Raw genomic sequence first — 24650 nt, forward strand, 5'->3', positions numbered from 1 at the left:
CCCCGCCGAACGCCAAGGTGAAGGCGTCAAACACCAAGCCAGGAGGGGATTCCCATGGTTGCCGTCGTCACGATCCTGTTCGCGTTCCCGCTCGGATTCTTCCTGCGGAACCGGCTCGCCGCGTACGTCGCCTACATCGCGATCTTCGCGTACTCCTTCACCTTCCAGACGCTGTATCTGCTGCGCGCCTGGGTCGGCGACAGTACCCAGGCGTTCCCAGCCGATCCCGAGACGCTGCCGCTCGGCTACCTTGCCGTCACCGGCGGGATCTACGTCGTCGGATTCCTGCTCGTCGCCTGCGGACACCACATCGGCAGCAAGCGGCGGTCAAGGTCCACCGCCGTAGACCTCGACCCCGCCCACTAGATTCCGACCAAGCCCGCCCCGGATCTCAGGCAAGCTCGAGCGAAGGCCGGTCGGGCACCTGGCCATATGTCGTCGTGCGCTGCCGGGCCGGGCGGCCGGCGGCCGTCGCCATCGCAGTCAGTTCGGCGATCGACTTCCGCGAGCCGTGCTTGGAACCGGCCATCCGGCTGATGGTCTCCTCCATCAGCGTGCCGCCGATGTCGTTGACGCCACCGTTCAGGACCGCGACGCACCCGTCCACCCCGAGCTTGACCCACGAGCACTGGATGTTGTCGATCCGCCCGTGCAGCATGATCCGCGACATCGCGTGCACCGCGCGGTTCTCGTCGTACGTCGGACCCGGGCGGGCGACGCCGGCCAGGTAGATCGGCGAGTTCTGGTGGATGAACGGCAGCAGCACGAACTCCGTGAATCCGCCGGTCTGATCCTGGACAGCGGCGATCGTGCGCAGGTGCTGGACCCAGTGATGCGGTGCGTCGACGTGGCCGTACATCATCGTCGAACTCGATGGCAGACCGACCTTGTGGGCCGTGGTGATGACCTCGATCCACGATGCCGTGGGCAACTTTCCCTTGGTGAGGATCCAGCGGACGTCGTCGTCCAGGATCTCCGCCGCGGTACCGGGGATGCTGTCCAGCCCCGCCTCCTTGACCGAGATCAGGAAGTCCTCGATCGAGAGCCCGGTACGCACGGAGCCGTTGACGATCTCCATCGGCGAGTACGCGTGCACGTGCATGTCCGGCACCCGGTCCTTCACCGCGCGGACCAGGTCGGCGTACGCCGTGCCCGGCAGGTCCGGGTGGATACCGCCTTGCATGCAGACCTCGGTCGCGCCGATCACCCAGGCTTCCTCGGCGCGCTGGCCGACCTCGTCCATCGACAGCGAGTAGGCGTCCGCGTCGGTGCGCCGCTGGGCGAACGCGCAGAACCGGCAGCCGGTGTAGCAGACGTTGGTGAAGTTGATGTTCCGGTTCACGACGTACGTGACGTCGTCGCCGACCGTTGCCTTGCGCAACTCATCGGCCAGCGAAGCCAACGCATCGAGGGCAGGACCGGTGGCTGTGATCAAGGTCAGCGCCTGGGCGTCGGAGAGTCCGGCCGGGTCGCGTTCGGCGGCGGCCAGTGCTTCCTTGACGTCACCCTCGATACGTTCGGGTGCGGAGCGCCCCGCGACCTGCTCACGCAGCACGTCCCAGTCGCCGTAGGCCGCGTCGAAGTCGGAGCGAGTTTCGGTACGACGACCTTCGGTGTCGATCGCGGTGTGCAGATCGGTCCGCCCGACACTGTCCCAGCCGCCATCAGGCTCCTGCCAGGGCAGGCCGACCGGCATGGCGGACTCATTGGCAAGCCCGGTCGCCGGGTCGACCAGCGCCTCGACATGCGAGATCAGGCGCGGGTCGAGCCAGGGCTCCCGCAGGTACTCCGGGTGCGTGGTCAGCCGCTCCCGCAAGGTGAAGCCCGCGTCCGCGGTGACCTTCGCCAGGTCATCGATCTGCGGCCACGGCCGCTCCGGGTTCACGTGGTCCGGCGTCAGCGGCGAGACCCCGCCGAAGTCGTCGACGCCCGCCTCCAGCAGCGCTCGGCACTCGGCCAGGTCGACCAGGTTCGGCGGGGCCTGCACGCGGACCCGCGGCCCGAGCACGACCCGCGTCACCGCGATCGCGGCCAGCCACTCGTCCAGCGGTACGTCGTCGTCGTTGCGCATCGCCGTGTCGGGCTTCACCCGGAAGCCCTGGATGATGACCTCCTGGATCCCGTTGTACTGCCGGGCGATCTTGCGCAGGGCGAAGATCGAGTCGGCACGCTCCTCGAGCGTCTCGCCGATGCCGATCAGCAGACCGGTGGTGAACGGCACGTTGGACCGGCCGGCGTCCTCCAGCACTCGCAGCCGGATCGCCGGGTCCTTGTCCGGCGAACCGAAGTGCGGCTGGCCCTTCTCCTCGAATAGCCGCCGCGACGTGGTCTCGAGCATCATCCCCATGCTCGGTGCGACCGGCTTCAGCCGCTGCAGGTCCTGCCACTTCATCACCCCGGGGTTGAGGTGCGGCAGCAAGCCGGTCTCCTCCAGCACCCGGATCGCCATCGCCCGCACGTAGTCGAGCGTGCTGTCGTACCCGGCCTCCTCGAGCCAGGTCCGGGCAGCGTCCCACCGCTCCTCCGGGGCGTCGCCGAGGGTGAACAGCGCCTCCTTGCACCCGAGCGCCGCACCCTGCCGCGCGATCTCCAGCACCTCGTCCGGTGACAGGTACGGCGAATGCACCCGGCCCGGCGTGGTCGCGAACGTGCAGTAGTGACACCGGTCCCGGCACAGCCGGGTCAGCGGGATGAAGACCTTCTTCGAGAACGTGATGATCCCGGAGCGGTCGGCATCCGACAGTCCCTGGTCGCGGACCCGCGCGGCGGTCGCCATCAAGGCGGTCAGCGCGTCACCTGAGGCCGCCAGCAGCACTTCGGCTTCGGCCGGGTCGAGGGTCTTGCCGTCGTCCGCACGCTTGAGGGCGCGGCGCATCGCCGTACTGAGTTCAGTGGTTGTCACGTCATCCGAGCCTAGGCGCCGAAAACGGCCGAATCGCACGATTCGGGGGACCAAAAACAATCCGTACAGACGTCTTGATAGTTTGACATTCGTGCAGGTCAGGCAGGGGGTCGACGGTCGCCGGATGCGTGGTGAGCAGCGCCGGAGCGAGTTGCTCCGGGCCACCATCGGCGTGATCGAGCGCGACGGAGTCGCAGGTGTGAGCCATCGTGCGGTGGCTTCAGTGGCCGATGTGTCGGTCGCGTCGATCACCTACCACTTCGCGACCCTGGACGATCTGCTGATCGCGGCACTGAGGTGGGCCGCGGACGATCTCGCCGTCGAGTTGCACGGGCGGGGGAGCGAGCTGGGCGCACGGCCGGCCGACGAACTGGCCAGGTTGATCGAGGACAGCCTGATCCGGCGGCGGGGCCGGACACTCGCCCTGTACGAGCTCTATCTGTACGCCGCTCGGCGTCCGGAGCTGAGGTCCGCGGCGGGGGCCTGGCTCGAACCACTGACCGAGATCGCACGCGCCTTCACCGCCGATCCGCAGAAGGCGCGCCTGTTGGTCGCCGCGCTCGACGGACTGCTGATGCAGGCCCTGATCGGTGCCCGCGAAGTCGACCGGGCGGACTTCGCCGCGCTCCTCGAGGTCCTGAGGTAACTACCTGCCCACGCCGGCCCGGGCCATGCTGAGCACGATGAGGTGGTGGAAGGGGCGGATGAGGTTGTAGTAGAACCGGCCGGCCGGTCGCAGGTACTTCACCAACGTGACCACCGTGAACTCGCTCTCGGGCTTGGCGTTGTCGGTGATGAAGGCCAGATAGCCGATCAGGTGGTTGTCGGAGATCTTCAGCAGCAGGTAGTGGTCCTCCTCGCCGCGCTCCACGGTGAAGAAGGCGTCGAGGTCGCCCGGTGTGAAGCTCACCGTCTCAGGTCGCATCCGGCGCGACGGCGGGGCCACGGTCTCCAGCCGCAGTGCCAATGCCACGGCGAACCGGGCGGCGAACAATCCCTTGATCCACAAGGGGCTGTAGCCCAGTGAGCCCGCGATGAACTCGCGCAGTGACACCGATCCGCGGATGGTCTTCACGTCGATCTCGTCGACGGTGGGTAGCAGGTCGTCCAGCTCCGGCAGGTCCGTGCGGGTGGGCATGGCAGCTCCTCTAGTCGAGCGAGGTCTCGCCGGTGGCGAGCCGCAAGGTCAGCAGGTAGATGTCGCGCAGGTCGTCCCTGGCGATCGGCGGCAGCACCTGTTCGGCGCCGATGAGGATCAGGTACAGCAGTTCCGCGAAGCGGTCCGCGTCCACGTCCGCCTTCAGTCCACGGCAGAGCTCCTTCAGGTACGCCGTCCGTGCCCGGTCCACCCGCTCCTGCGCGGCCCGTACTTCGGGGTCCTGCAGCGCCCAGGCCCGGATGGCGATCTCCAGACCCGCGGTGCTCAGGTCCGACAGCACGAGCTGCAGGAGATGGAGCAACTTCGCCGCCGGTTCCGCGTCCGGCTCACGCTCGACGGTGTCGATCATCCGGGTGGTGTACCGCGCTTCGAAGTACTCCAGCAACGCCGTCCGGTAGCCGGCGGCGCCTTTGAAGTGGTGGTAGTACGAGCCCTTGGTGACGCCGAGTTTGCCGGTGAGCCGCTCGATCGTCACGGCCGGCGCACCCTCGTCCGCCAGCAGCTCGAACCCGGCCTCCAGCCATTCCGTCCGCGTCACCATGCAGCGACCATACCATACCATTTGGTATGGTCAGAGCTTCACCGCCGAGCCCGCGCTCACCACGCCGGCCGGCACGTCGACGGGCCTGCGGTCCGCGACCTCGATCGATGTGAGCCGCAGACTGCCTTCGCGGACGTGCAGGATGCCCTCGGCCAGATCCACAGTGCCGAAGGCGTCACCGGTCGACCAGAAGTGCCGGGATCCCGCGACCTGTGGCGCGAATCGCATCACCCCGCTCCGCCCGTCGTAGTCGAATCCGGTCAGCGCGATCACTGCAGCCCAGCTCGCCATCGCCCGCGCGTAGTGGTGACCACACTCGGCTTCGTCGAAGGGGTTCCGCCGCTCACCGTCGTACCGGGCCCGGATGTCGGCGATCACCTTCAGTCCCTCGTCGACCAAGCCCTCCGAGATGAGGCCGACCGCGAGTATGTGCTCGAAGCCGGTCATCACCTCGGAGAAGTACGGGAACGGGCGCTCGGGCCGGTTGCCCCGCGGGTAGCTGCACATCAGTACGGCGGATTCGTCGCCAAGCACGTAGCTGCGCATGTGGTTGAAGTGCCCGAAGAACCCGGATCGGCCGTTGTGCTTCAGGATGCTGCGCAACGTCGTCACCACGTGGTCGGTGTCATGCAGCGAGCCGAGCTGGGTCAGCCGGGCGAGATGCTGACCCACCAGTTGGTCGACAAGGCACCCGTCGCCGAGTTGCAGCACAGGTTTCGTGGGGTCGGCCGCGCCCATCCGCTCGCGCAGTCCCGGTGCGACGTCGTCCGCGGAGGCCGGCGGGCGGATCTCGTGCCGGTAGTACTCGCCGTTGAAGAGGTGCTCGTCCATCCAAGCGCTGCCGTACTCGAACATCCGTCGGCACTCGTCCGCGAGATCCCCGACACCGAGGTACGTCGCCATCTCCTCACACGCACGCAACGCCGCCAGGTACCACGACTGCATTTGCGGGTTGGGACCGTAGTACTCGACGTCCATCGTGTTGTGCTGGCAGCCCTCCATCACCCCGTCGCGATCGGCATCCCAGCCGCAGGCAATCCAGCAGAACTCGAGCGCCCGTCGAGCGGCCGGCCACAAGGAGCGCAGCATCTCGTCGTCACCGCTGAGTCGCCAGTCGCGATACAGCTTGACCAGGGACCCGAGCTGCCCGTCGGCCGCGGCGACCTGCCAGTCCTGCGCACTCGTTGCCAACGGCAATCCGACCCGGAAGCTCATCAGGCCTTGATCGTTCGTCGCATGGCCGAACTCGACCTCGCGCAACGAGCGAGCGATCTCGCCGAACAGGAACGGCGTCGCCTGCTCGTAGTTCCAGACATGTGTGCAACTGCCGAAACAACTGCCCTCGTGATCGGAACACCCTTCCCAGCCGAAGAACCGCCCGTCCGGCGTCCGGAACACCGTCTGCGTCCGCAGCGTGCTCAGATTGAACAGCGCCGCTTCCTTGACCTGATCCGGCAGATCGCTGCCAAGGAAGTCCTCGACGAAGGCGACCGTACGACGCTCCAGTACGTCGAGCTGTGGCGCGAACCGGCAGATCGCTGTCCAGGCGTCGTCGACCATCGTTGTGTAGTGGTTGCCGACGATGTCCGGCTTCTCCCACGCACGCCGGTTCGGGAAGTGCCAGCCGAGCAGGAAGGTGAAGCGTTCGGTCGCGCCGGCCTCGATCGTCCGGCGATCGGCCACCGAGGCGATCGGGGTCGCGGACTCGCTGGTGCGTTCGTCGAGCCGGCCGTCCGCACTGAAGTCGTCCCAGAAGTCGAGCAGGCTGTCGCCCCAGGTCCGGTCCGCCCAGCGGGTCCGGAGACTCAGGTCCTGACTGTCGATCACGCCCAGGGCGATGGAGCCATACTGCTCCGCAACTTGATCGACACCGCGGCTGCGCAAGAGCACGCCGTCCACGCGAAGGCCGGACGGGTCGCACTCGCCGGTCGCCGTCATGTTGTAGTTGTCTGAGGCAACATCCGTGCTGCCGTCCCGGCCGATGAAGTTCTGCAGCGATCCCGCCAGTGAGACGGTCAACGGCTGATCGCTCCGGTTCGTCACGACGAAGCGCAGTACGGCGACCGGCCACGAGCTGGCGTCCACGTCGGTGGGGACGAACGGGTTGAAGGCCTCCAGGTCCACCTCGACCGGTACGTCGTCATCGTGGAGTTGGAGCCGGCCGAACGGGTACGCCGTACCGAAGGTGGCCTCACGGAAGCGGGGGAGGCCGTGGCTCTGGGCGGCGCTGCCGTGGGCGCCTTCATACTCGCTCAGGTCCAGCGGACCTTCGGCGGCACGAGTCGTCACCGTGCCGTCAGGCGACTCGGTGCGGATCGCGAAGAACGCCGTACCAGGGTGGAAGCCCTTGGCCGGGCGGTTCACGATCTCCCAGTCGCGGAGGTTGCCGCGGCCGCCGAGACTGACCGTCCCGGTTCCGATGCCGCCCAGCGGCAAGGCGATCCGGCGCAGCCGGCGGCCGGAGTAGGTGCGGAGGAGGGGCCAGTCCGTGGTCGTCATGTCCACCGACACTAATCGTCACGACCCGCCGGGGAAATCGATTCCCGGCGGGTCGGGGTGGACCACTTGGGCGTCGGCCGCCGTGAGCGCCTCGGCCTCGACCTCGGAGTGCTTGACCGGCGCGCGCGGCGATCGGCTTCGGGCGCGCCGGAGCTCGACCAAGCCGGCGTCGGTGAGGCTGATCAGGCTGGCGCGTGAGTGCGTGAACCCTGTCACTCAGAGCTGTTGGGCGATGGCTTTGGCTGCTTCCGCGGGGCCATCGATCGCTGTGTAGAGCTTTTGGATTCGTTCGGCGGATTCGCGGTGGGTGGGGTTGGCGAGCATTTGGGTGGCCAGGTCGGCGAGGTTGGTGGAGCGGGCGCGGCGGGCAGCGCCGAGGCGTTCGACCAGGGCGATGTTGAGGTCTTGTTCGATGTGCAGGGGGATGCCTAGGAGCGGCGTACCGGTGGCCATTGCGGTCTGGACGCTGCCTTGGCCGCCGGTGGTGACGGCGAGGTCGACCTGGGGCATGGCCAGGTGGCTGGGGAGGACGCCTGCTACCTGGATCTGGTCTGTGGTCAGGTCGGCGAGGGTGTGGATGGTGCCGGCGACGAGGATGCGGGCGTCGAGCCGGCTGAGGTCGGCGACTGCCTGGCGGACCTGGTCGGCCGGGGTCGACGTCATCGCGAGGTAGATCGTCGGGCCGGGACGGTCGAGGAACTTCTGGACCTCGGGTGGGATCGAGCGGTTCAGCTGGGCGAAGAGCGGGCCGACGGTCCGCAGTCGCGAGCCGGGCCGGTAACCCTTGCCGGGTTTCCAGGTCGCCACCTCCGCGGCCGAGACTCCAAGAACTTCGGGGCTCTCCGGGACCAGCGAGAGGTCGCCGAGCAGGAGCGCGGCCAGGCTGGGGACGCCTTCGACGCCGAGCTCGTCGGCGACCCGATTGAAGCCGCTGGTGTATCCCGGGAAGCGGTTCGGGGTTCGGTTGATGAGGAATCGTGCCAGCCAGTCCGGCGCACGCTGCAGGCGCGGATCGACCGGATGCGTCGGCGCCGGCAGCAACCGATGCTCGAAGACCGGCGGCACGAAACTGCCGGCATGTTCGGTGATCACCTGTACGCCGGCCAAGCGCGAGGACAGCAACGTGGTCAGCGTGAATCCCGTGACCGCGATGGTGATCCTGTGCGCACGGAAGTACTCCGCCTCGGCCGCGACATACGTCCGGAGCTCGTCATCGTCGTACATGCTCTGCCGGGGATCGCCGAGACCGACGGCCGAACCGACGAAGGCGGCCGCGCGGGCGGGCGACAGTCCCGGACCGAGGACGTCGTACTCGATGCCGGCCTCGGCCAGCAGGCGCTCGTGCGGTCCACCGTGAGTGGCGACCCGGATCTCCAGGCCGAGCTCGGTGAGGGCGCGGTGCAGTTCGAGCATCCGGGAGGTCTCGGACAGGTAGGCGCAGTGCGGCAGTAGACAGATCACTGGTTGCCCCCTTAGACGATGATAGGTAATATATTGCCTATGTCGTCACGAGGCAAGATGTTCGGGCTCGGAGCGGAGTCGGAGTTGGCGCCGTCGGTCCGGGCGTTCCGGACGACGCTGATGCTTGCGCAGAAGCTGCGCAACGAGATGGACATGCGCCTCCGCGAGGATGGGCTCACCACCCAGCAGGCGGCTCTGATCACCGCCGTCGAGGCGATGGGGAAGCCGTCGCTGGCCGAGGCGGCGGCCGCACTGGGGAGCACGCATCAGAACGTCGCGCAGATCGTCGCGGCCCTGCAGCGCAAGGAGTTGCTACAGGTCGAGCCGGATCCCGCGGACCGCCGCCGCAAGTTGCTGTCGACAACAAACCACAGTGCGGACTACTGGCGGGAGCGCGACGCCGGTGACTTCGCCGCCGTCGCCGACTGGTTCGCCGACCTCAGCCCGGACGAGCTCGAGACCTTCTGCGAGCTGTCCGATCGCGTGATCGCGAGACTCGACAATGCTTAAGGCAGCGCTCGGGAGTACGGCGTTCTTCTTCGCCGCGCCGTGTGTGGTGGGTGGACTGATTCCGTGGGCGGTGAGTGGGTGGGCTGCGCCTCGGTTCTGGCCGGGGTACGTCGTGGTGGCGGCCGGAGCGTTCGTCGTACTGCGGGCGTTTGTGCGGTTCGTGCGGGAAGGGCGAGGTACGCCGGCGCCGGTCGCTCCGACGGAGGAGTTGGTGGTCGGCGGTGACTACCGCTTCGTGCGCAATCCGATGTACGTCGGCGTGGTGACCGCGATCTTCGGACAGGCGCTGCTGTTCCTCGACCTGGGAGTGCTGACGTACGGCGTACTCGCGTGGGCCGTGATGGCGTCGTTCGTGCGGTGGTACGAGGAGCCCGTGCTGCTCCAGCGGTACGGCGCGCAGTACGACGCGTACCGCCGGAGCGTGCCGGCGTGGGTGCCGCGGTTCAGACGCTGATGCTGTTGCCGTCCTTGTCGCGGAAGAGGATGAGCGGAATCGGGCCACGGTGGAGGATGTGCGGGATGTCGGCCCAGGGGAGCAGCGGCTCGGTGGCGTTCAGGTTGCGGAGGCGGTTGAGCGCCTTCTCCGACGGCGTGGAGAGAGTGGCCACGGTCGCCGGGTTGTAGGGGAGGAAGTCCTCGGCGGGCTGCGGGCGGAACTCCGGGTCGTGCCGCTTCATGAGGATGCAGGTGCGATCCGGGTCGAGCAGTTCGGCGTCGACGGTCCAGTAGGAAAGACTGCTCGGTCCGATCCGGCCGGACTCGCGCAAGGCGTCGAAGATCGGCGCGGGGTGGACGGGAGACAGGAAGACGACGTCGGCCCAGCGGCAGCCGAGTGGCGGCACCGGGTTGTCCATCGCCGCAGGGCGGTAGGAGTACTTGCGGGCTTCGCGCTCGTAGAGGTCCGGGTGGAGGTCGCGGAGCACGTTCATCGGGAGGACGGCGGTGCCGCGGAAGCCGCGGATGGCGGCGCGGTACAGGAGTGTCTGCATACACGAAAGCCTCCGAACGGCGGAAGGTCCGCTGCCGGAGGCTGCGTAGTCATTTTATCAGTCCGAGGGGGTCGTCGCTGCCCGTTCAGGCAACTTTCTGCAGGACTGCAAGATTTCAGGGTTAATAGTTTGCAGTCAGTGCAAGTTTGTTTCTAGTCTGGTCCGGTGAGGCACGCAGAGGGTGGGTTGCGGGAACGCAAGAAGCGGGAGACGCGGGCGGCGCTGGCCGAGGCCGCGTTGCGGCTCGCCCTGGACAAGGGCCCGGACAACGTCACGGTCGAGGAGATCGCCGAGGCCGCGGACGTGTCGGTGCGCACCTTCTTCAACTACTTCCCGCACAAGGAGCACGCGATCCTCGGGCGCAACCCCGAGCATCTCGAGCGGGCGCTGGACCGGATGCGGACCGCGCCGGCGGTGGAGTCGCCACTGACCACGATGTGGTTCGTCGTCGACGACGTACTGCGTGATCTCGAGCGCGAGGGTGAGCTGTCGCGGCGGGGCGAGCTGATCATGTCGTCGCCGAGCCTGGTGTACCAGCTGATGATGTCCAGCTTCGAGGACGAGCGTCTGCTCACCGCCGGGCTGGCCGAGCGGATGGGCGAGCCGGCCGGCTCGGTCCGCGCGGCGATCATCGTCAGCGCTGCCGGCGCCGCCTGCCGGGTCGCGATGGAGCTGCACAAGGCCGCACCGGACCGGTCCGTCCGCGACCTCGTCGCCGAAGGGTTCCACGTGCTCGCCGAGGGCCTCGACCCCGGCTTCGACCCGACCGTGCCCGACGGCACCAAGACCAACCACACCATGCCCGAAGAACAGGAAGGTCCCTCATGACGACGACCTCTTCGCCCACGCCCGGATCGGCGCCGGGTGAGGTCACCGAGAGCATCACTACAACGTTGACCCCGCGGCAGACCATCCAGGCCATCTCGGGCCTGATGATGGGCATGTTCGTGGCGATCCTGGCCGGCACCGTGGTCTCGACCGCGTTGCCGCGGATCATCCACGACCTCGGGGCCAGCCAATCGTCGTACACCTGGGTCGTCACCCTGGAGTTGCTCACCATGACGGCGACCGTGCCGTTGTGGGGCAAGCTCGCCGACCTCTACAACAACAAGCTGCTGGTCCAGCTCTCGCTGTGCTTCTTCGTGGTCGGCTCGCTGGTGGCCGGCTTCGCCCCGAACATCGAAGTACTGCTGGGCAGCCGGGTTCTGCAGGGGCTCGGTGCCGGTGGTCTGACCGCCCTGGTGCAGATCGTGATGGCGGCGATCATCCCGCCGCGTGAGCTCGGCCGGTACTCCGGCATCTTCGGCGCGATCTTCGCCTCGGCGACCGTCGGCGGACCGTTGCTCGGCGGCTTCCTGGTCGACTCACCGCTGGGCTGGCGGGCCTGCTTCCTGATCGGCGTGCCGTTCGTGCTCGCCGCGATCGTGCTGCTGCAGCGCACCCTGAAGCTGCCGACGGTACGCCGGGACGTGCGGATCGACTGGTGGGGTGCGTTCCTGATCACCGCCGGAGTGAGCACGCTGCTGGTCTGGTCGTCGTTCGCCGGCAACAAGTTCGAGTGGGCGTCGGCGTGGAGCTTCGTGCTGGTCGCGGTGGCCCTGGCGCTGCTGGTGACGGCCGTGATGGTCGAGCGCAAGCACCCGGAGCCGATCATCCCGATGGACCTGTTCCGCAACCGCACGGTGACCCTGTCGATCGTCGCCAGCATGCTGGTCGGTGTCGCGATGTTCGGCGGGTCGGTGTTCCTGGCGCAGTACTTCCAGATCGCGCAGGGCTACTCGCCGACCAAGGCCGGGCTGATGAGCCTGCCGATGATCCTCGGCATGATGGTCGCGTCGACGATCGCGGGTGGGCTGATCACGAAGTACGGCAAGTGGAAGATCTACCTGGTGACCGGCAGCCTGCTGCTGCCGATCGGGCTGGCGCTGTTCGGCACGATCGACGCGCACACCTCGAAGTACATGCTGTGGGGCTTCATGCTCGTGCTCGGTGTCGGCATCGGTCTGGTGATGCAGAACCTGGTGCTCGCCGCGCAGAACGACGTACCGGCCAAGGAGCTGGGCGCGGCCACCTCGGCGGTCAGCTTCTTCCGCAGCATGGGCGGCACGATCGGGGTCAGCGTGCTGGGCGCGATCCTGGCCAACAAGGTCACCGAGACGCTGAACCCGGGCGGCGCGTCGTCCGGCGGCAGCAACGCGGTGCCGAACATCGCGGAGTTGCCTGAGCAGGTCCGGACCGTGGTCGAGAACGCGTACGGCGCGGCCACCGCGGACCTGTTCATGATGTCGGTGCCGTTCGCGGTGCTGGCGCTGATCGCGGTCCTGTTCATCAAGGAGAAGCCGCTGCTGACCACCTCGGGTGCAGAGCGCCGCGCCACAGAGGCAGCAGTCCAGGACGAGGTCTGACGGAGGTGCTGGCAAGCTGGACGCATGATCGTTGCATTCAGCATCAGCCCTTCCGGCGGTGACGAGACCGGAGGCGTGAGCCAGGCGGTGGCAGAAGCCGTCCGCGTGGTCCGCGCCTCCGGTCTGCCGAACGAGACCAACGCGATGTTCACCAACATCGAAGGCGAGTGGGACGAGGTGATGGCCGTGGTCAAGCAAGCGGTCGATGCGGTAGCTGCCTCTTCGCCTCGCGTGAGTCTGGTGTTGAAGGCGGACATTCGGCCCGGCTACACCGGCCAGCTGACCGCGAAGGTCGAGCGGGTCGAGCACGCCCTAGCCGACTGAGTTCAGGACTCGGATCACGTCGTCGTACCGGTTCTCGCGCTCGGCGTCGCGGAGGAAGCGGACCCGGTTGACCAGGATCTCGTCGGCGTCCGGGTGGGTCTGGAACAGGCTGACCGACTCGTCGAGGTACTCGTCCAGCGGCATCCATTCCGCGTCCGGTTCGCGGCCCATCAGGTTGGTCTGGACGGCCGGCGGGACCAGTTCGATCACCTGGAGACCGGTATCCGCGAGCTGGATCCGCAGGCACTGTGTGTAGCTGTGGATGGCGGCCTTGGTCGCGCTGTACGTCGGCGTGGCCACGAGCGGCACGAACGCCAGCCCGGACGAGACCGTGACGATCGCGGCATCGGGCTGCTTCAGCAGGTACGGCGTGAATGCGGTGATGGTCCGGATCGTGCCGAGGAGATTGATGCCGATCGTCTCCTCGCTCGTCGCCAGGTGGGCGGGATCGTGCAGATCTTCGGTCCGCATGATGCCGGCCATCGTGACGACCACGTTGAGGTCCGGGTGCGTGCCGGTGACGGTCTCGAAGGCCGCGGCGATCGAGTCCGGGTCGGCGACGTCGAGGGTGATGCCCTCGATACCGTCCTCCGCGGCGATCCGGTCCAGCAGGTCCTGGCGGCGGCCGCTGATGATCACGGTGTTGCCGAGGTCGCGGAACTTCCGGGCCAGCCCGAGGCCGATCCCCGACGTACCGCCGGTCATGAAGATGGTGTTGCCCGTGGTTCTCATAGCTCCAGACTGGGATCGGATGCCGACGGCAACCAGGCTCGGCTCAGCCTCTGCTCGGCAAGCAGTGGATAACGCCGGCCGGTCCGGGACACTGGACATATGGAGTACGCCGATCTGTCCGATTTCCTGCGTAGACGCCGCGAGGCCCTGCAGCCCGAGGATGTCGGGATGCCCCGCGGCCGGCGCCGTCGTACGCCGGGACTCCGCCGCGAGGAAGTCGCCGCACTCGCCTCGATGTCGGCCGACTACTACAGCCGGCTCGAAGGCGGTCGGGGTCCGCAGCCGTCAGCCGAGATGCTGGGCTCGATCGCCCGCGCGCTCCGGCTGACGCTGGAGGAGCGCGACCACCTGTATGTCCTCGCCGGGCACGGTACGCCGCCTCGGACGACACGGACCTGTCACGTCGACCCGGGGATGCTGCGGATCCTCGACCGGCTCCAGGACACCCCCGCGATGCTGCTCAACCGGTGCGGCGAGACGCTCGCGCAGACACCGGCGCACGTCGCGTTCGCCGGCGAGCAGACCAACTACGAAGGCATGGCGCGGAGCGAGTTCTACCGCTGGTTCGCCGACCCGGACTCGCGCTATCTGTACCGCGAACCGGAGATGTCCACTCACAGCCGGATGCTGGTCTCATGGCTGCGCTCGGTCGCCACCGCCGACGGACCCAAGTCGTACGCCGCCTCGATGGTCCGCACACTGCGCAAGCTGAGTGCGGAGTTCGACGAGCTCTGGAACGCGCACGAGATCGGAATCGCACACAGCCGGACCAAGCGTTTCCAGCACCCGGTCGTCGGCGAACTCGACCTGTACTGCGAGGTCATCGACAACCGCGACCAGCAGCAAACCCTGGTGGTCTTCACCGCGGAGCCCGGGAGCGAGAGCGCCGAGAAGTTGCGGTTGCTGGAGGTTGTCGGCAGTCAGTCGATGAGCTCTGGACAGGACTTTGATCCAGAGTTAATTTAAGTCCTGAAATTTCAGAAGTCACCGCACCGGAAAGGGCCGCCCCCATGCTTTCCGATCGCTTTCGCCTGCCCGTATTCTTGCTCGCCGTCGTCTTGCTGCTCAGCAGCCTGACGACGACCGCATCCGCTCAAGTTCAAGCGAACTTCAATGTGCTGGCGTTCTACAGCGGCACCTGGGATGCCGCGCACATCGACTTCGAGAAGGAGGCGAACCAGCGCTTCCCGCAGTTCGGGGCGCAGAACGGGTTCAACTACACCGCGACGAACAACTGGGACCAGTTGAACAACCTGAGTGCCTCGCAGTACCAGGTGGTGATGTTCCTGGACGACTCGCCGCACACCGACGCGCAGCGGACCGGGTTCCAGCGCTACATGGACAACGGCGGCGCGTTCTTCGGCTTCCACGTGTCGGCGTACAACGACGCGAGTGGCGGGTGGCCGTGGTTCAACAACACGCTGCTCGGGACCGGCCGGTTCCAGTCGAACACCTGGGGTCCGACCGCGGTCACGCTGAAGGCCGAGAACCGTTCGCACCCGGCGCTGGTGAACACCGGTGCGACGTTCCGCTCCTCGGTGAGCGAGTGGTACAGCTGGCAGAACGACCTGCGGAACAACCCGAACATCCAGATCCTGGCCTCGATCGACCCGTCCAGCTTCCCGGTCGGCATCGACCCGGCGCAGACCTGGTACAGCGGCTACTACCCGATCATCTGGACGAACAAGAACTACAAGATGATCTACGCGAACTTCGGCCACAACGCGATGAACTACGAGACCAACACCCGGCTCTCGTCGACCTTCGACAGCCCGGCCCAGAACCAGTTCATGATGGACGCTCTGAAGTGGCTGGCCGGCGCCGGTACGACGCCGCCGGTGGACCAGCCGTCGCCGACCGCCTGGTACAAGGTCTCGAACAAGGCCAACGGCAAATGCGTCGACGCCCGGGCCGCGGGTGTCGCCAACGGCACGGTGATCCAGCAGTACAGCTGCAACGCCACGCAGGCACAGCAGTTCCAGCTCCAGCCCACCTCGGGCGGCTTCACCCGGGTCAACAACCGCAACGACGCGAGCAAGGTGATCGACGTGACCGGGGTGTCCGCCGCCGACAATGCCGGCCTCCAGTTGTGGACCTACAGCAACGGCGACAACCAGCAATGGCAGGCCGTCTCCGAAGGCAGCGGCTACTTCCACCTGGTCAGCCGCCACAGCAACAAGTGCCTGACCGTCCCGAACGGCTCGACCGCTGACAGCACCCAACTCGTCCAACTCACCTGCAACGGAGGTACGACGCAGTCCTTCCTGCTGACGATGGTGTGACCCATCGACTAGGTTGCCGCGCATGAGAATCCTGCGTGTGGCCGCTGTTGCGGCAGGAGGTCTGCTGTTGATGTCTCAGCTCGTGCCCGCCGCCCAAGCCCATGGCGTGCCGTCGTACCAGTGGAAGGCGACGCCGACCGGGAGTACGGCGCAGTTCCGCGGGCTGGCCGCGGTCAGCAAGGACGTCGCCTGGGTGGGCGGGAGCGAGGGGACGGTGCTGCGGACTGTCGACGGCGGGCGGCACTGGCAGAACGTCAGCCCGCCCGGTGCGGAGGCGCTGCAGTTCCGCGACGTGGAGGCGTTCGACGCGAAGCGCGCGGTGGCGTTGTCGATCGGGACCGGCGAGGACTCGCGGGTGTACCGGACCGCGGACGGTGGCAAGACCTGGACCGAGACGTTCCGCAACCCCGATGCGAACGCGTTCTACGACTGCTTTGCCTTCAACGACGACCGGCACGGCCTGGCGTTGAGCGACCCGGTCGACGGCAAGTTCCGGATCGCGGCGACGGCGGACGGCGGCACGTCGTGGAAGGTCCAGTCGAACGAGGGGATGCCGGCGGCATTGCCCGGTGAGTTCGCGTTCGCGGCCAGCGGGACGTGCCTGGTCGCCGGACATGGCCGGTCGGCCTGGTTCGCGACCGGTGGCGGCGACCGGCCGCGGGTGTTCCGGACCTTCGACGGCGGCCGGCACTGGAAGGTCTCGGACTCGCCGATGGCCAGTGGCCCGGCGGCGGGCATCTTCAGCCTCGCGTTCCGCGGTCCGCTGTTCGGCGTCGCGGTCGGCGGTGACTTCGAGAAGCCGACCGAGGCGGTGAAGGCCGCGTCGGTCACGTCCGACGGCGGCCGCACCTGGAAGCTGGTGCCGGCCGACAAGGCGCCGAAGGGTTACCGGAGTGGATCCCACTTCGTGCCCTGGTCGCCCGCTACCGTCATCGCGGTGGGCCCGTCCGGCAGCGACGTGAGCTTCGACGGTGGGCGCAGCTGGAAGCAGTTCTACGACGGCAGCTTCGACAGCGTCGAGTGCGGCGGTCACGGCTCCCAGGCCGGCTGCTGGGCCTCCGGCGCGAAGGGCGCGGTCGCGCGGCTGGTGCGCTGACGTTCACACCGCGGACACGCCTTGGCCGTGCGGGTGTCGCCGGTTTTCCGGAAAGATGGGTGCATGCGTAAATTGTTGACCGTGCTTGTGGGGCTGCTGATGGTGGTACCGACCGTTGCCGCGGCGCAGCCCGCCGCCGACCGCCCGGACCGGCCGTTGACGGTGATGACGTACAACATCCACCACGGCGCCGGCATCGACGGCGTCCTCGACCTCGAGCGGATCGCCCAGCTGATCGAGCAGTCCGGCGCCGACGTGATCGGGCTGCAGGAGGTCGACCGGCACTGGGACGTGCGGAGCAACTGGGTCGACCAGCCGGCCTGGTTCGCGAAGCGGCTCAACATGCACTACGGGTACGCCGCCAACCTCGACCTGCCGCCGGTGAACCCGGGCGAGCCACGCCGCCAGTACGGTACGGCGATCCTGTCGAAGTACCCGATCAAGGACTTCACCAACACCCTGCTGCCGCTCTACCCGACCGGTGAGCAGCGCGGTCTGGCGGTCGCGACGGTCAAGGTCCGCGGCGCCGAACTGCGGTTCGCGAACACGCACCTGACCAGCAACAACAACGCGGAGCGGCTGGAGCAGGCGCAGAAGGTGGTCGAGCTGCTCGGTACGTCGAAGACGCCGACGCTGCTGGTCGGCGACCTGAATGCGACCCCGGAAGCGCCCGAGATCAAGACGCTGACCGCCGTACTGAACGACACCTGGACCGAGGTCGGAGTCGGCCCGGGCTACACGATCGAGGCCGGCAACCCGACCAAGCGGATCGACTTCCAGCTGCACAGTGCCGGCTTGACCCCGACGAAGGCCTCGGTCCCGGTCACCCCTGCCTCCGACCACCTCCCGGTGCTGGCCTCCTTCATGCTGCACTGACCGCCCCGGACCGCTACGGCGTCCATCGGCTTCGGCCGGTGGGCGCCGTTTTCGTGCTCCCAGCAGCGGGTCGACTACGGCTCGTGTGAAATTACAAGCTTGTAGTTTGTCAAGTCGACACGCAGGTGAAACAAAGTTACTTGTGTGAAAGCTGTTCCCAATGGGGCTGCAGGCAACTAGTGTCACGTATGAGTCCAAATGGACCAAAAGTTCACGAACCCTGGGGAAGGGGTTCGTGACCGGCGGAAGGAACGACCTGATGCGGACCCCCTCGCGGGCCAGGTCCGGCGGACGGGTCGCGGGCACTGGGAAGACCGGCAGGGCGCTGCTCTCCGGGGTGCTCGTGGTCTGTCTGGCCGGTTCGATGGCCGTCAACCCGATCCAGGCCGACGCCGCCAAACCGAAGCCGCCGGTGATTCCGTCCAAGGCCGCGGTCGAGAAGGCCAAGCAGGCCGCCGCCGCGAAGGCCGGCCAGGTGGCCGGGATCGAGCAGCAGCTCGCCGCGGCGAGCGCGCGGCTCGAGCAGTTGGGCGTCGCCTCCGGGATCGCGGACGAGGCCTACAACGGTGCCGTCTACAAGTTGCAGCTGGCCAAGACCGAGGCGGCCGCCGCCGCGGCCCGGGCGGCCAAGGCGCAGAAGACCCTGACAACCCAGCGACAGCAGATCGGCCGGTTCGCCGCCGCGTCGTACCAGGGTGGTGGTGATGTGGCGAAGATCGCGCCGCTGTTCACCGCCGGGGGTCCGCAGGAGTTGCTCGACTCGGCCGGCGCGGCGCGGTCGGTGTCGACCGCGATGCAGGGGTCGTATCTGCGGTACACGGCGAGCCAGGTCGTCACGAATCTGTTCAAGGTCCAGGCCGACCAGGCCGTCGCCAAGGTGAAGAAGGCGACCGACGAGGCCGCCGCGGCGAAGAAGGCGGCCGAGGCCGCGGAAGCCGCGCAGGCGTCGGCGGTGACCGCGATGGGCGTCCAGCGCAAGCAGGCGATCGCCCAGCTCGCCGTCCTGCAGAACACGTCGATCCAGGTGGCCGCCCAGCGGCAGCGGGGACTCGAGGAGCTTGCGCGCCAGCGAGCCGCCGCTCTCGCCGCGAAGAAGGCCGCCGAACTGCGCCGCAAGATCGCCGCCCGGGAGGCCGCCGAGCGGGCCCGGGAAGCGGCCGACAAGGCGCGGGAAGCGGCCGAGAAGGCGCGGGAGCAACGCGAGGAGCGGGAAGAGGTGAAGAAGAACCACGGCAAGAAGCCGCCGAAGCACAAGCCGGACCGGCCGAGCCGCCCCGACAACCCCCGCCCCTCCCGCAAGGGTGCGCAGGCGGCGATCGACTTCGCGCTCTCGCAGCTCGGCGACATGTACCTCTGGGGCGGGACCGGGCCGTCGCGGTGGGACTGCTCCGGTCTGATGATGGGTGCCTGGAAGCGGGCCGGTGTCCAGTTGCCGCACTACAGCGTTGCGCAGTACGAGCAGGTCCGGCACATCGACGAGGACGAGTTGCGGCCCGGCGACCTGATCTTCTGGTCGGTCAACCCGGACGACCCCGGCACCATCCACCACGTCGCGATGTACCTCGGCGACGGGCGGATGATCCACGCACCGCGCACCGGCAAGCCGGTGCAGATCGACAGCGTCTACTACTGGGAGCCGCCGGACTTCTTCGGCCGCCCCTGACAGGTGTCCCCGGCAACCATCAGGTGCCGGGGACCTCCATTTCCTAGACCAGCCGGTGTCCGCCGTCGGCGTGCAGGACGGTGCCAGTGATGAATCCGTTGCGCAGCAGGGCGATGATTGCGTCCGCGATGTCCTTGGTCCGGCCGATCCGGCCGGCCGGCAGGCGGACGGCCATCGCGGCCAAGGTGTCCGCGGCCGCGTCACCGGCGACGTCCTGCCAGATCGGGGTGTCCACCCAGCCCGGCGACACCACGTTGACGCGGACCGGAGCCAGCTCGACGGCCAGCGCCGAGGCGAGTGACGCGAGTGCGCCGTTGAGTGCTGCGACCAACGATGCCCTCGGTCCGGGCCGGTACGCCGCGATGCCTGAGGTGAACACGATCGAGCCGGCCGGTTCGAGTGCCGGTGCGCCGTGCTTGGCGAGGAGCAACGGGCCGAGCAACTTGGAGTCGACCGCGGACCGGGCCGCGTTCACGTCGTACTCGCTGATCGGTTGGTAGGCGCCGCTGATGTCGGCGGCGGTGGTGACGATGTGGCTGACCTTGCCGGTGGTCGCGAAGAGCCGCTCGATGTCTTCCTCGACACCGATGTCCATGGCAACGGTCCGTACGCCGAGCTCGCGGCGTACTGCGTCGAGTTTGCCGGTGGAGCGGCCTGCGACGGTCACTTCGCTGCCTTGGGCAACGAGTTCCGCGGCGAGCCCGCGGCCCATCCCGGAGCTGCCGCCGACGATCACGACGTGTTCTGTTGACTGCACTCTTTCTCCTTTGCTGGTTGACTTCGAGCCAACCAGCGCAGGAGTCACGCTTCCACGACTTGTTGCCTAACCACCGTTAGGCCAGGGCTAACGGTCATTGCGCGGAGCACCGGGTTGCGTGAGTCGGTCCGCCAGATCGCGGCGTACCGAGCGACCAGCGGACGGCCGCACAACGGTCGCCACCCCACGTCCGGTGTCGCCGCGCGGCGGGAGCCAAGGCTGATCGCGTCCCGGCGAACGAGCAGGGCGGAGCGGAGCTGGGAGTGGCTCATGCTGATGTCGCTGAGCCTGATCCGGTCGCCGAGCCGGCGGAGAGCATCGTCGTAGAACTCCGGTGCGGCGGCGCGTGGGATCCAGATGAGCTCCAGTCCGGCGAGGTCGTCGAGGGTGAGCTCGGCACGCGAAGCGAGCGGATGCGTGGACGCCAGCAGTACGCCGAGCTCCTCGTCGGCCAGGTGCTCCGATGTCGTTGCTGCAGGCAACGTCAACGGCGTGCGGACCAGGCCGAGATCGATCTCGCCCGCGGTGAGCATCCGGACCTGATCGGTGGTCGTCCCGGCCTCGAGGGTCACCGTGCTGTTCGGGAAGCGTTCGGTGGCGAGCTGTTCGAGGGCCGCCGGCAACCATCCGGGGATGCCGTTGAGCAGGCCGAGCCGGAGTACGGGTTCGTCCAGGCCGGCCGCCCGGCGGGTGTCCTTCAGCGCCAGACCGGCCGCCTGGATCGTCTCTCGGGCGCGGGTCAGGAAGACCTGGCCCGCGGGCGTGAGCTCGACGCCACGGCTGTGCCGGATCAGCAGCGTGGCGCCGACCTCACGTTCGAGTTGCTTGATCTGCTGGCTCAGCGTCGGCGTGGAGATGTACAGCCGCTCGGCGGCGCGGCCGAAATGCAGTTCCTCCGCGACGCCCACGAAGTACCGCATCTGCCGAAGCTCCACGCCTTGATTCTAAGGCGGTTCAGGGCGTGGCGATCAGTCTTCCGAGGTGGGTGCGGGCGTCGAGCACCTGGTGGAGCTCGACGACGTCGCTCAGTGGGTAGCTCGCCTGAACGACAGGACGGAGTTCGCCGGACTGCCAGCGGCGGGTGACCTCGGCGATGTCGGCGCGGGCCCCGTCCGGGCTGGCCATGCGCCAGCCCATGACCGAGACGCCGGTGACGGATCGGAGGCCGAACAGGCTACTGACCGGAATCATCGGCAGCGCACCGCTGATGCCGCCGTAGGTGATCATCGTGCCGAGCGGTTTCACCAGCTCCAGGCCCTGATCGAAGACCTTTCCACCGACGGCGTCGAGGACGGTGTCCACGCCGTCGGGTGCGAACTTGCGAACCTGATCCGGCCATTCGGCGTCGGTCAGGTCAACGGCCTCGGCGCCGAGCGAACGGATGAAATCCAGGCGAGCCGCGGACGACGTCGTACCGATGATCGTCTTCGGGTCGAAGGACCGGGCCAACTGGACGGCGAGGTGGCCGATGGTGCCGGCGGCGGACTGGATCAGGACGGTGCCGCCGGCGGGGATGCGGCCGGCCTCGAGCAGGCGGAGGGCGAGCGGTGCGGTCATCGACATCATCGTCGCCTCACCCGCGTCCGCGTCGTCGGGGACCGGGGCGAGGAAGTCGGCGTCGGCCGCGGCGTACTCGGCGAACGCGTCGTCGGTCAGGGCCGCGACACGCTGGCCGACGGCAACGCCGGGTGGGGTGTCCTGGCCGAGCTTGGTGATCCGGCCGACCACGTCGCCGGTCAGGGTGCTGGGGAGTGGGCGGTCCCAGGGGGTGCCGCCGCGGCGGAGGACGGCGTCGATGGCGTTGGCGCCGATCGCCTCGACCTCGATCAGGACCTGGCCGGCGGTGGGTTCCGGTACGGCGACCTCGTCGAGTTGCAGGACGTCGGGACCACCGTGCCGATGGAAGCGCACTGCGCGCATGAGTACTCCAATTCGTGGGAGTCATAAATAATAGGTGGCTCCCACGATAACCTCGGACGAGACCGCTGCCAATAGAGTTGTTCGGGTGAAGAAGTCGTCGACCCATCGTCTGTCCGACCGGGTGCTGTGGGCGCTCGGCCGGTCCAGCCAGCAGGCGCAGCGTCTGGTCCGGCAGCACATGACGGAGGCCGGCGTACGGACGTTGCACTACCACGTTCTCGCGAGCCTGGCCGATGACGGCGAAGGTGCTCAGGCGACGCTGGCCGACCGGATCGGGTTCGACCGCAGCGATCTGGTCACCCTGCTCGACGAGTTGGAAGAGCTGAAGTACGTCGAACGCCGGGTCGACCCCGCGGACCGGCGACGCAAGATCGTGGCGATCACGCCCGCGGGGGACAAGCAACTGCTCGCGATGGACGAGCTGATCGCGGCCGCCGAGACGGAGTTGCTGGAGCCGCTGAGCGCGAGCGAACGGAAGACCCTGCTCGGCCTGCTCCGTCGGCTCACCTCCGAGTGAGCCACCGAGTGAGCCACCGAGTGAGCCACCGGCGCGGGGAATCCGGGCCGGCGGGACGGCTCAGTGGGCTTCGGTCTTCAGGCGCTCGAAGGACGCGGTGATCTCGGTCTCGGCGTCGGCGCGTCCGACCCAGGTGGCGCCTTCGACGGACTTGCCGGGCTCGAGGTCCTTGTAGACCTCGAAGAAGTGCTGGATCTCCAGCCGGTCGAACTCCGGCACGTGGTGGATGTCGCGCAGGTGCTCCTGGCGCGGGTCACCGGCCGGCACGCAGAGCACCTTGTCGTCCGGCCCCTTCTCGTCGGTCATCCGGAACATGCCGATCGCGCGTGCCTTGATCAGGCAGCCGGGGAACGTCGGCTCCGGCAGCAGCACCAGCGCGTCCAGCGGGTCGCCGTCCTGGCCGAGGGTCTCCTCGATGAATCCGTAGTCGGCCGGATACTGGGTGGCCGTGAAGAGGGTCCGGTCCAGCCGGAGCCGGCCCGACTTGTGGTCCAGCTCGTACTTGTTGCGCGTGCCCTTGGGGATCTCGATGAAGACGTCGAACTCCATACGGCAGATACTGTCACGGTTCGGACCGACCAATTGACAGGAGCAGCCCGGTGCCCCGTCCTCCCCGTGCGGTGTTCGTCACGCTGCTCGCCACAGCGCTCTGCGTGAGTCTGGCGGGCGGAGCGGACGCCGTACCCGGATCTGCCCAGGCAGCCCAGCAGGCGCCGGCTGTGCTGGCACCGGCCAAGACCGAGGGCGTCGCGCCGACCGCCGCCGGCGTACAGAAGGTGCTGGCACCGATCCTCAGTGACCCGGCGCTGGGCAAGCACCGTGGGATCTACGTGTACGACGCCTCCCGCGGCAAGGCGGTGTACTCGGCGGGTACGGCGACGCCGTACGTCCCGGCGTCCACGATGAAGCTGCTGACGACGGTGTCCGCGCTGGAGACCCTCGGACCGGACCACCGGTTCACCACGAGGGTCGTCAGTGGTGCGGGTAGCTCTCTGACCCTGGTCGGAGGCGGTGACCCGCTGCTGGCCACCAAGCGGTCCACCGACCCGACCGACTTCCCGGTCCGTGCGTCCCTGCAGGACCTGGCGGCCAGTACTGCGAAGGCCCTGAAGGCCCAAGGCATCCGGAGCGTCACTCTCGGGTACGACGCCTCGCTGTTCACCGGGCTTGCGGCCAACGCGAACTGGGAGCCGAACTACACCACCGAGGGCATCGCCGCCCGGACGTCCGCGCTGTGGGTGAACGAGGGACGACTGTCCCCTGGCATGGCCAAGCGGGCCGACTCTCCGTCGCAGGCGGCGGCCACTGCCTTCGCCGCGCAGTTACGTGCCGCAGGCATCAAGGTGGCGCCGACCCTCAAGGCGGCGGTCGCCCCCGCCGCAGCCAAGACGGTCGCACAGGCGCAGTCGCCGACGGTCGGCCAGATCGTCGAGTACGTGAACCTGCACAGCGACAACGACGGCGCCGAGGTGCTGCTGCGGCAGGTCGGCCTGGCCACCAAGAACGGCGGCTCGTACGCCGGTGGGGTCAAGGGCGTACGGGCGACGCTGACCAAGCTCGGTCTGGATGTCAGCAAGGCCCGGATCCTCGACGGCAGCGGACTGTCTCGCGGCAACCACGTGCCGCTGGACCTGCTCGCCGGTGCGATCCGGACCGCGGTCTCCAGCGAGCACCCGGAGCTGCGGCACCTGCTGACCGGGCTGCCGGTCGCAGGGTTCACCGGAAGCCTCGAGGAGCGCTTCACCGGAGCCGGCACCGCCGGCGGGACCGGACTGGTCCGTGCGAAGACCGGCACGCTGACTGGAGTCCACAGCCTGGCCGGTCTGGTCCGCGACCGCACCGGCACCCTGCTCGTCTTCGCGGTGGCGACCGACAGCGTTCCGGTGCCCAAGACCCTCGATGCCCGGGCCGCGCTCGACCGGGCGGCCGCCGCGCTGGCCGGCTGCGGCTGTGCTGTCTGACCGCGGCCTGACCCGGACCGATCAGCAGACGCATATTGGGACATGCGACTAGGGTC

Annotated in this window: 26 protein-coding genes; 14 read left to right on the top strand and 12 right to left on the bottom strand. The window is 68.1% G+C overall.

The genetic code is table 11. From position 1 onward, the window contains the following. Positions 1–54: 54 nt before the first annotated feature. Positions 55–366, top strand: coding sequence for a hypothetical protein (locus E0H73_RS23100; RefSeq protein ID WP_131359927.1), 312 nt, complete (start codon positions 55–57; stop codon positions 364–366). Between the two features lie 25 nt (positions 367–391). On the opposite strand, the gene E0H73_RS23105 is transcribed toward E0H73_RS23100, so the two are convergent. Beyond that, positions 392–2902 (bottom strand): bifunctional FO biosynthesis protein CofGH, encoded by a 2511-nt coding sequence (locus E0H73_RS23105; protein ID WP_272949146.1) that lies wholly within the window; start codon positions 2900–2902, stop codon positions 392–394. A 91-nt stretch (positions 2903–2993) separates the two neighbouring features. Between E0H73_RS23105 and E0H73_RS23110 the strand changes: the two genes are divergently transcribed. Next, positions 2994–3548 (top strand): TetR/AcrR family transcriptional regulator, encoded by a 555-nt coding sequence (locus E0H73_RS23110; protein WP_238164182.1) that lies wholly within the window; start codon positions 2994–2996, stop codon positions 3546–3548. Here the strand turns inward: E0H73_RS23110 and E0H73_RS23115 are convergent, their stop codons facing one another. Genes E0H73_RS23115 through E0H73_RS23135 form a run of 5 tightly spaced genes read right to left on the bottom strand, consistent with a single transcriptional unit; the run spans position 3549 to position 8562 of the window. Continuing rightward, positions 3549–4040 carry a DUF2867 domain-containing protein gene (locus E0H73_RS23115; protein ID WP_131359929.1) on the bottom strand — a complete coding sequence of 164 codons (492 nt, stop codon included), beginning with the start codon at positions 4038–4040 and terminating at the stop codon, positions 3549–3551. 10 nt (positions 4041–4050) lie between these two features. Beyond that, a complete protein-coding gene (locus tag E0H73_RS23120) occupies positions 4051–4602 on the bottom strand; it encodes a TetR/AcrR family transcriptional regulator (RefSeq protein WP_131359931.1) in 552 nt (183 codons plus the stop codon). Positions 4603–4632: 30 nt separating this feature from the next. Continuing rightward, entirely contained in the window at positions 4633–7101 is a 2469-nt protein-coding gene (locus E0H73_RS23125; RefSeq protein ID WP_131359933.1) for a GH116 family glycosyl-hydrolase, read from the bottom strand. Positions 7102–7119: 18 nt separating this feature from the next. Continuing rightward, positions 7120–7317 (bottom strand): hypothetical protein, encoded by a 198-nt coding sequence (locus E0H73_RS23130; protein WP_131359935.1) that lies wholly within the window; start codon positions 7315–7317, stop codon positions 7120–7122. Then, complete coding sequence (locus tag E0H73_RS23135) at positions 7318–8562, bottom strand: nucleotide disphospho-sugar-binding domain-containing protein (RefSeq protein WP_131359937.1); 1245 nt, start codon at positions 8560–8562, stop codon at positions 7318–7320. It lies immediately after the preceding gene. A gap of 39 nt (positions 8563–8601) precedes the next feature. Between E0H73_RS23135 and E0H73_RS23140 the strand changes: the two genes are divergently transcribed. Together E0H73_RS23140 and E0H73_RS23145 are read left to right on the top strand one after the other, a co-directional pair. After that, the gene (locus tag E0H73_RS23140; protein ID WP_165555789.1) at positions 8602–9072 is read left to right on the top strand and encodes a MarR family winged helix-turn-helix transcriptional regulator; all 471 of its coding nucleotides are present in this window, start codon (positions 8602–8604) and stop codon (positions 9070–9072) included. Further along, the gene (locus E0H73_RS23145) at positions 9065–9526 is read left to right on the top strand and encodes a methyltransferase family protein (protein ID WP_131359940.1); all 462 of its coding nucleotides are present in this window, start codon (positions 9065–9067) and stop codon (positions 9524–9526) included. Before E0H73_RS23140 ends, E0H73_RS23145 begins: the two co-directional genes overlap by 8 nt. Here E0H73_RS23145 and E0H73_RS23150 read toward each other — a convergent pair. Then, the gene (locus E0H73_RS23150; RefSeq protein ID WP_131359942.1) at positions 9516–10061 is read right to left on the bottom strand and encodes a hypothetical protein; all 546 of its coding nucleotides are present in this window, start codon (positions 10059–10061) and stop codon (positions 9516–9518) included. The two genes, E0H73_RS23145 and E0H73_RS23150, sit on opposite strands and share 11 nt — an antisense overlap. 165 nt (positions 10062–10226) lie before the next feature. Here E0H73_RS23150 and E0H73_RS23155 point away from each other — a divergent pair, with 165 nt between their 5' ends. Genes E0H73_RS23155 through E0H73_RS23165 form a run of 3 tightly spaced genes read left to right on the top strand, consistent with a single transcriptional unit; the run spans position 10227 to position 12790 of the window. Beyond that, positions 10227–10889, top strand: coding sequence for a TetR family transcriptional regulator (locus E0H73_RS23155; RefSeq protein ID WP_131359944.1), 663 nt, complete (start codon positions 10227–10229; stop codon positions 10887–10889). Beyond that, on the top strand, positions 10886–12466 hold the full coding sequence (locus E0H73_RS23160; protein WP_131359946.1) for an MDR family MFS transporter: 1581 nt from the start codon (positions 10886–10888) through the stop codon (positions 12464–12466). Before E0H73_RS23155 ends, E0H73_RS23160 begins: the two co-directional genes overlap by 4 nt. A 24-nt stretch (positions 12467–12490) precedes the next feature. Next, entirely contained in the window at positions 12491–12790 is a 300-nt protein-coding gene (locus E0H73_RS23165) for a thiamine-binding protein (protein ID WP_131359948.1), read from the top strand. Here the strand turns inward: E0H73_RS23165 and E0H73_RS23170 are convergent. Then, positions 12779–13522, bottom strand: a complete 744-nt coding sequence (locus tag E0H73_RS23170; protein ID WP_131359950.1) for an SDR family oxidoreductase — start codon at positions 13520–13522, stop codon at positions 12779–12781. The genes E0H73_RS23165 and E0H73_RS23170 overlap by 12 nt on opposite strands. A gap of 99 nt (positions 13523–13621) precedes the next feature. Between E0H73_RS23170 and E0H73_RS23175 the strand changes: the two genes are divergently transcribed. The 5 genes from E0H73_RS23175 to E0H73_RS23195 all read left to right on the top strand — a co-directional run bounded on the left by E0H73_RS23175 (position 13622) and on the right by E0H73_RS23195 (position 19439). Next, positions 13622–14488: a helix-turn-helix transcriptional regulator gene (locus E0H73_RS23175; protein WP_131359952.1), complete on the top strand. Its 867-nt coding sequence runs from the start codon at positions 13622–13624 to the stop codon at positions 14486–14488. Between the two features lie 77 nt (positions 14489–14565). Continuing rightward, a complete protein-coding gene (locus E0H73_RS23180; RefSeq protein WP_202867517.1) occupies positions 14566–15804 on the top strand; it encodes a ThuA domain-containing protein in 1239 nt (412 codons plus the stop codon). A 22-nt stretch (positions 15805–15826) separates the two neighbouring features. Further along, positions 15827–16900: a WD40/YVTN/BNR-like repeat-containing protein gene (locus tag E0H73_RS23185; RefSeq protein WP_202867518.1), complete on the top strand. Its 1074-nt coding sequence runs from the start codon at positions 15827–15829 to the stop codon at positions 16898–16900. 63 nt (positions 16901–16963) lie between these two features. Then, positions 16964–17776, top strand: a complete 813-nt coding sequence (locus E0H73_RS23190) for an endonuclease/exonuclease/phosphatase family protein (protein WP_131359956.1) — start codon at positions 16964–16966, stop codon at positions 17774–17776. Positions 17777–18035: 259 nt separating this feature from the next. Continuing rightward, the gene (locus E0H73_RS23195) at positions 18036–19439 is read left to right on the top strand and encodes a C40 family peptidase (RefSeq protein ID WP_131359958.1); all 1404 of its coding nucleotides are present in this window, start codon (positions 18036–18038) and stop codon (positions 19437–19439) included. A gap of 43 nt (positions 19440–19482) precedes the next feature. On the opposite strand, the gene E0H73_RS23200 is transcribed toward E0H73_RS23195, so the two are convergent. The 3 genes from E0H73_RS23200 to E0H73_RS23210 are packed head-to-tail and all read right to left on the bottom strand — an operon-like array spanning position 19483 to position 22116. Then, a complete protein-coding gene (locus E0H73_RS23200) occupies positions 19483–20196 on the bottom strand; it encodes an SDR family oxidoreductase (RefSeq protein ID WP_202867519.1) in 714 nt (237 codons plus the stop codon). 44 nt (positions 20197–20240) lie between these two features. Further along, positions 20241–21131: a LysR family transcriptional regulator gene (locus tag E0H73_RS23205; protein ID WP_131359960.1), complete on the bottom strand. Its 891-nt coding sequence runs from the start codon at positions 21129–21131 to the stop codon at positions 20241–20243. A 19-nt stretch (positions 21132–21150) separates the two neighbouring features. Further along, positions 21151–22116: a quinone oxidoreductase family protein gene (locus E0H73_RS23210; RefSeq protein ID WP_131359962.1), complete on the bottom strand. Its 966-nt coding sequence runs from the start codon at positions 22114–22116 to the stop codon at positions 21151–21153. An 85-nt stretch (positions 22117–22201) separates the two neighbouring features. On the opposite strand from E0H73_RS23210, the gene E0H73_RS23215 reads away from it, so the two are divergent. Next, entirely contained in the window at positions 22202–22633 is a 432-nt protein-coding gene (locus E0H73_RS23215; RefSeq protein WP_131359964.1) for a MarR family winged helix-turn-helix transcriptional regulator, read from the top strand. Between the two features lie 60 nt (positions 22634–22693). On the opposite strand, the gene E0H73_RS23220 is transcribed toward E0H73_RS23215, so the two are convergent. Further along, positions 22694–23182: an inorganic diphosphatase gene (locus E0H73_RS23220; RefSeq protein ID WP_131359966.1), complete on the bottom strand. Its 489-nt coding sequence runs from the start codon at positions 23180–23182 to the stop codon at positions 22694–22696. A gap of 50 nt (positions 23183–23232) precedes the next feature. Between E0H73_RS23220 and dacB the strand changes: the two genes are divergently transcribed. Continuing rightward, on the top strand, positions 23233–24594 hold the full coding sequence (gene dacB, locus E0H73_RS23225; RefSeq protein WP_131359968.1) for a D-alanyl-D-alanine carboxypeptidase/D-alanyl-D-alanine endopeptidase: 1362 nt from the start codon (positions 23233–23235) through the stop codon (positions 24592–24594). The last annotated feature ends 56 nt before the right edge of the window (positions 24595–24650 follow it).

The sequence above is a fragment of the Kribbella pittospori genome, assembly GCF_004331465.1.
Lineage (GTDB): Bacteria > Actinomycetota > Actinomycetes > Propionibacteriales > Kribbellaceae > Kribbella > Kribbella pittospori.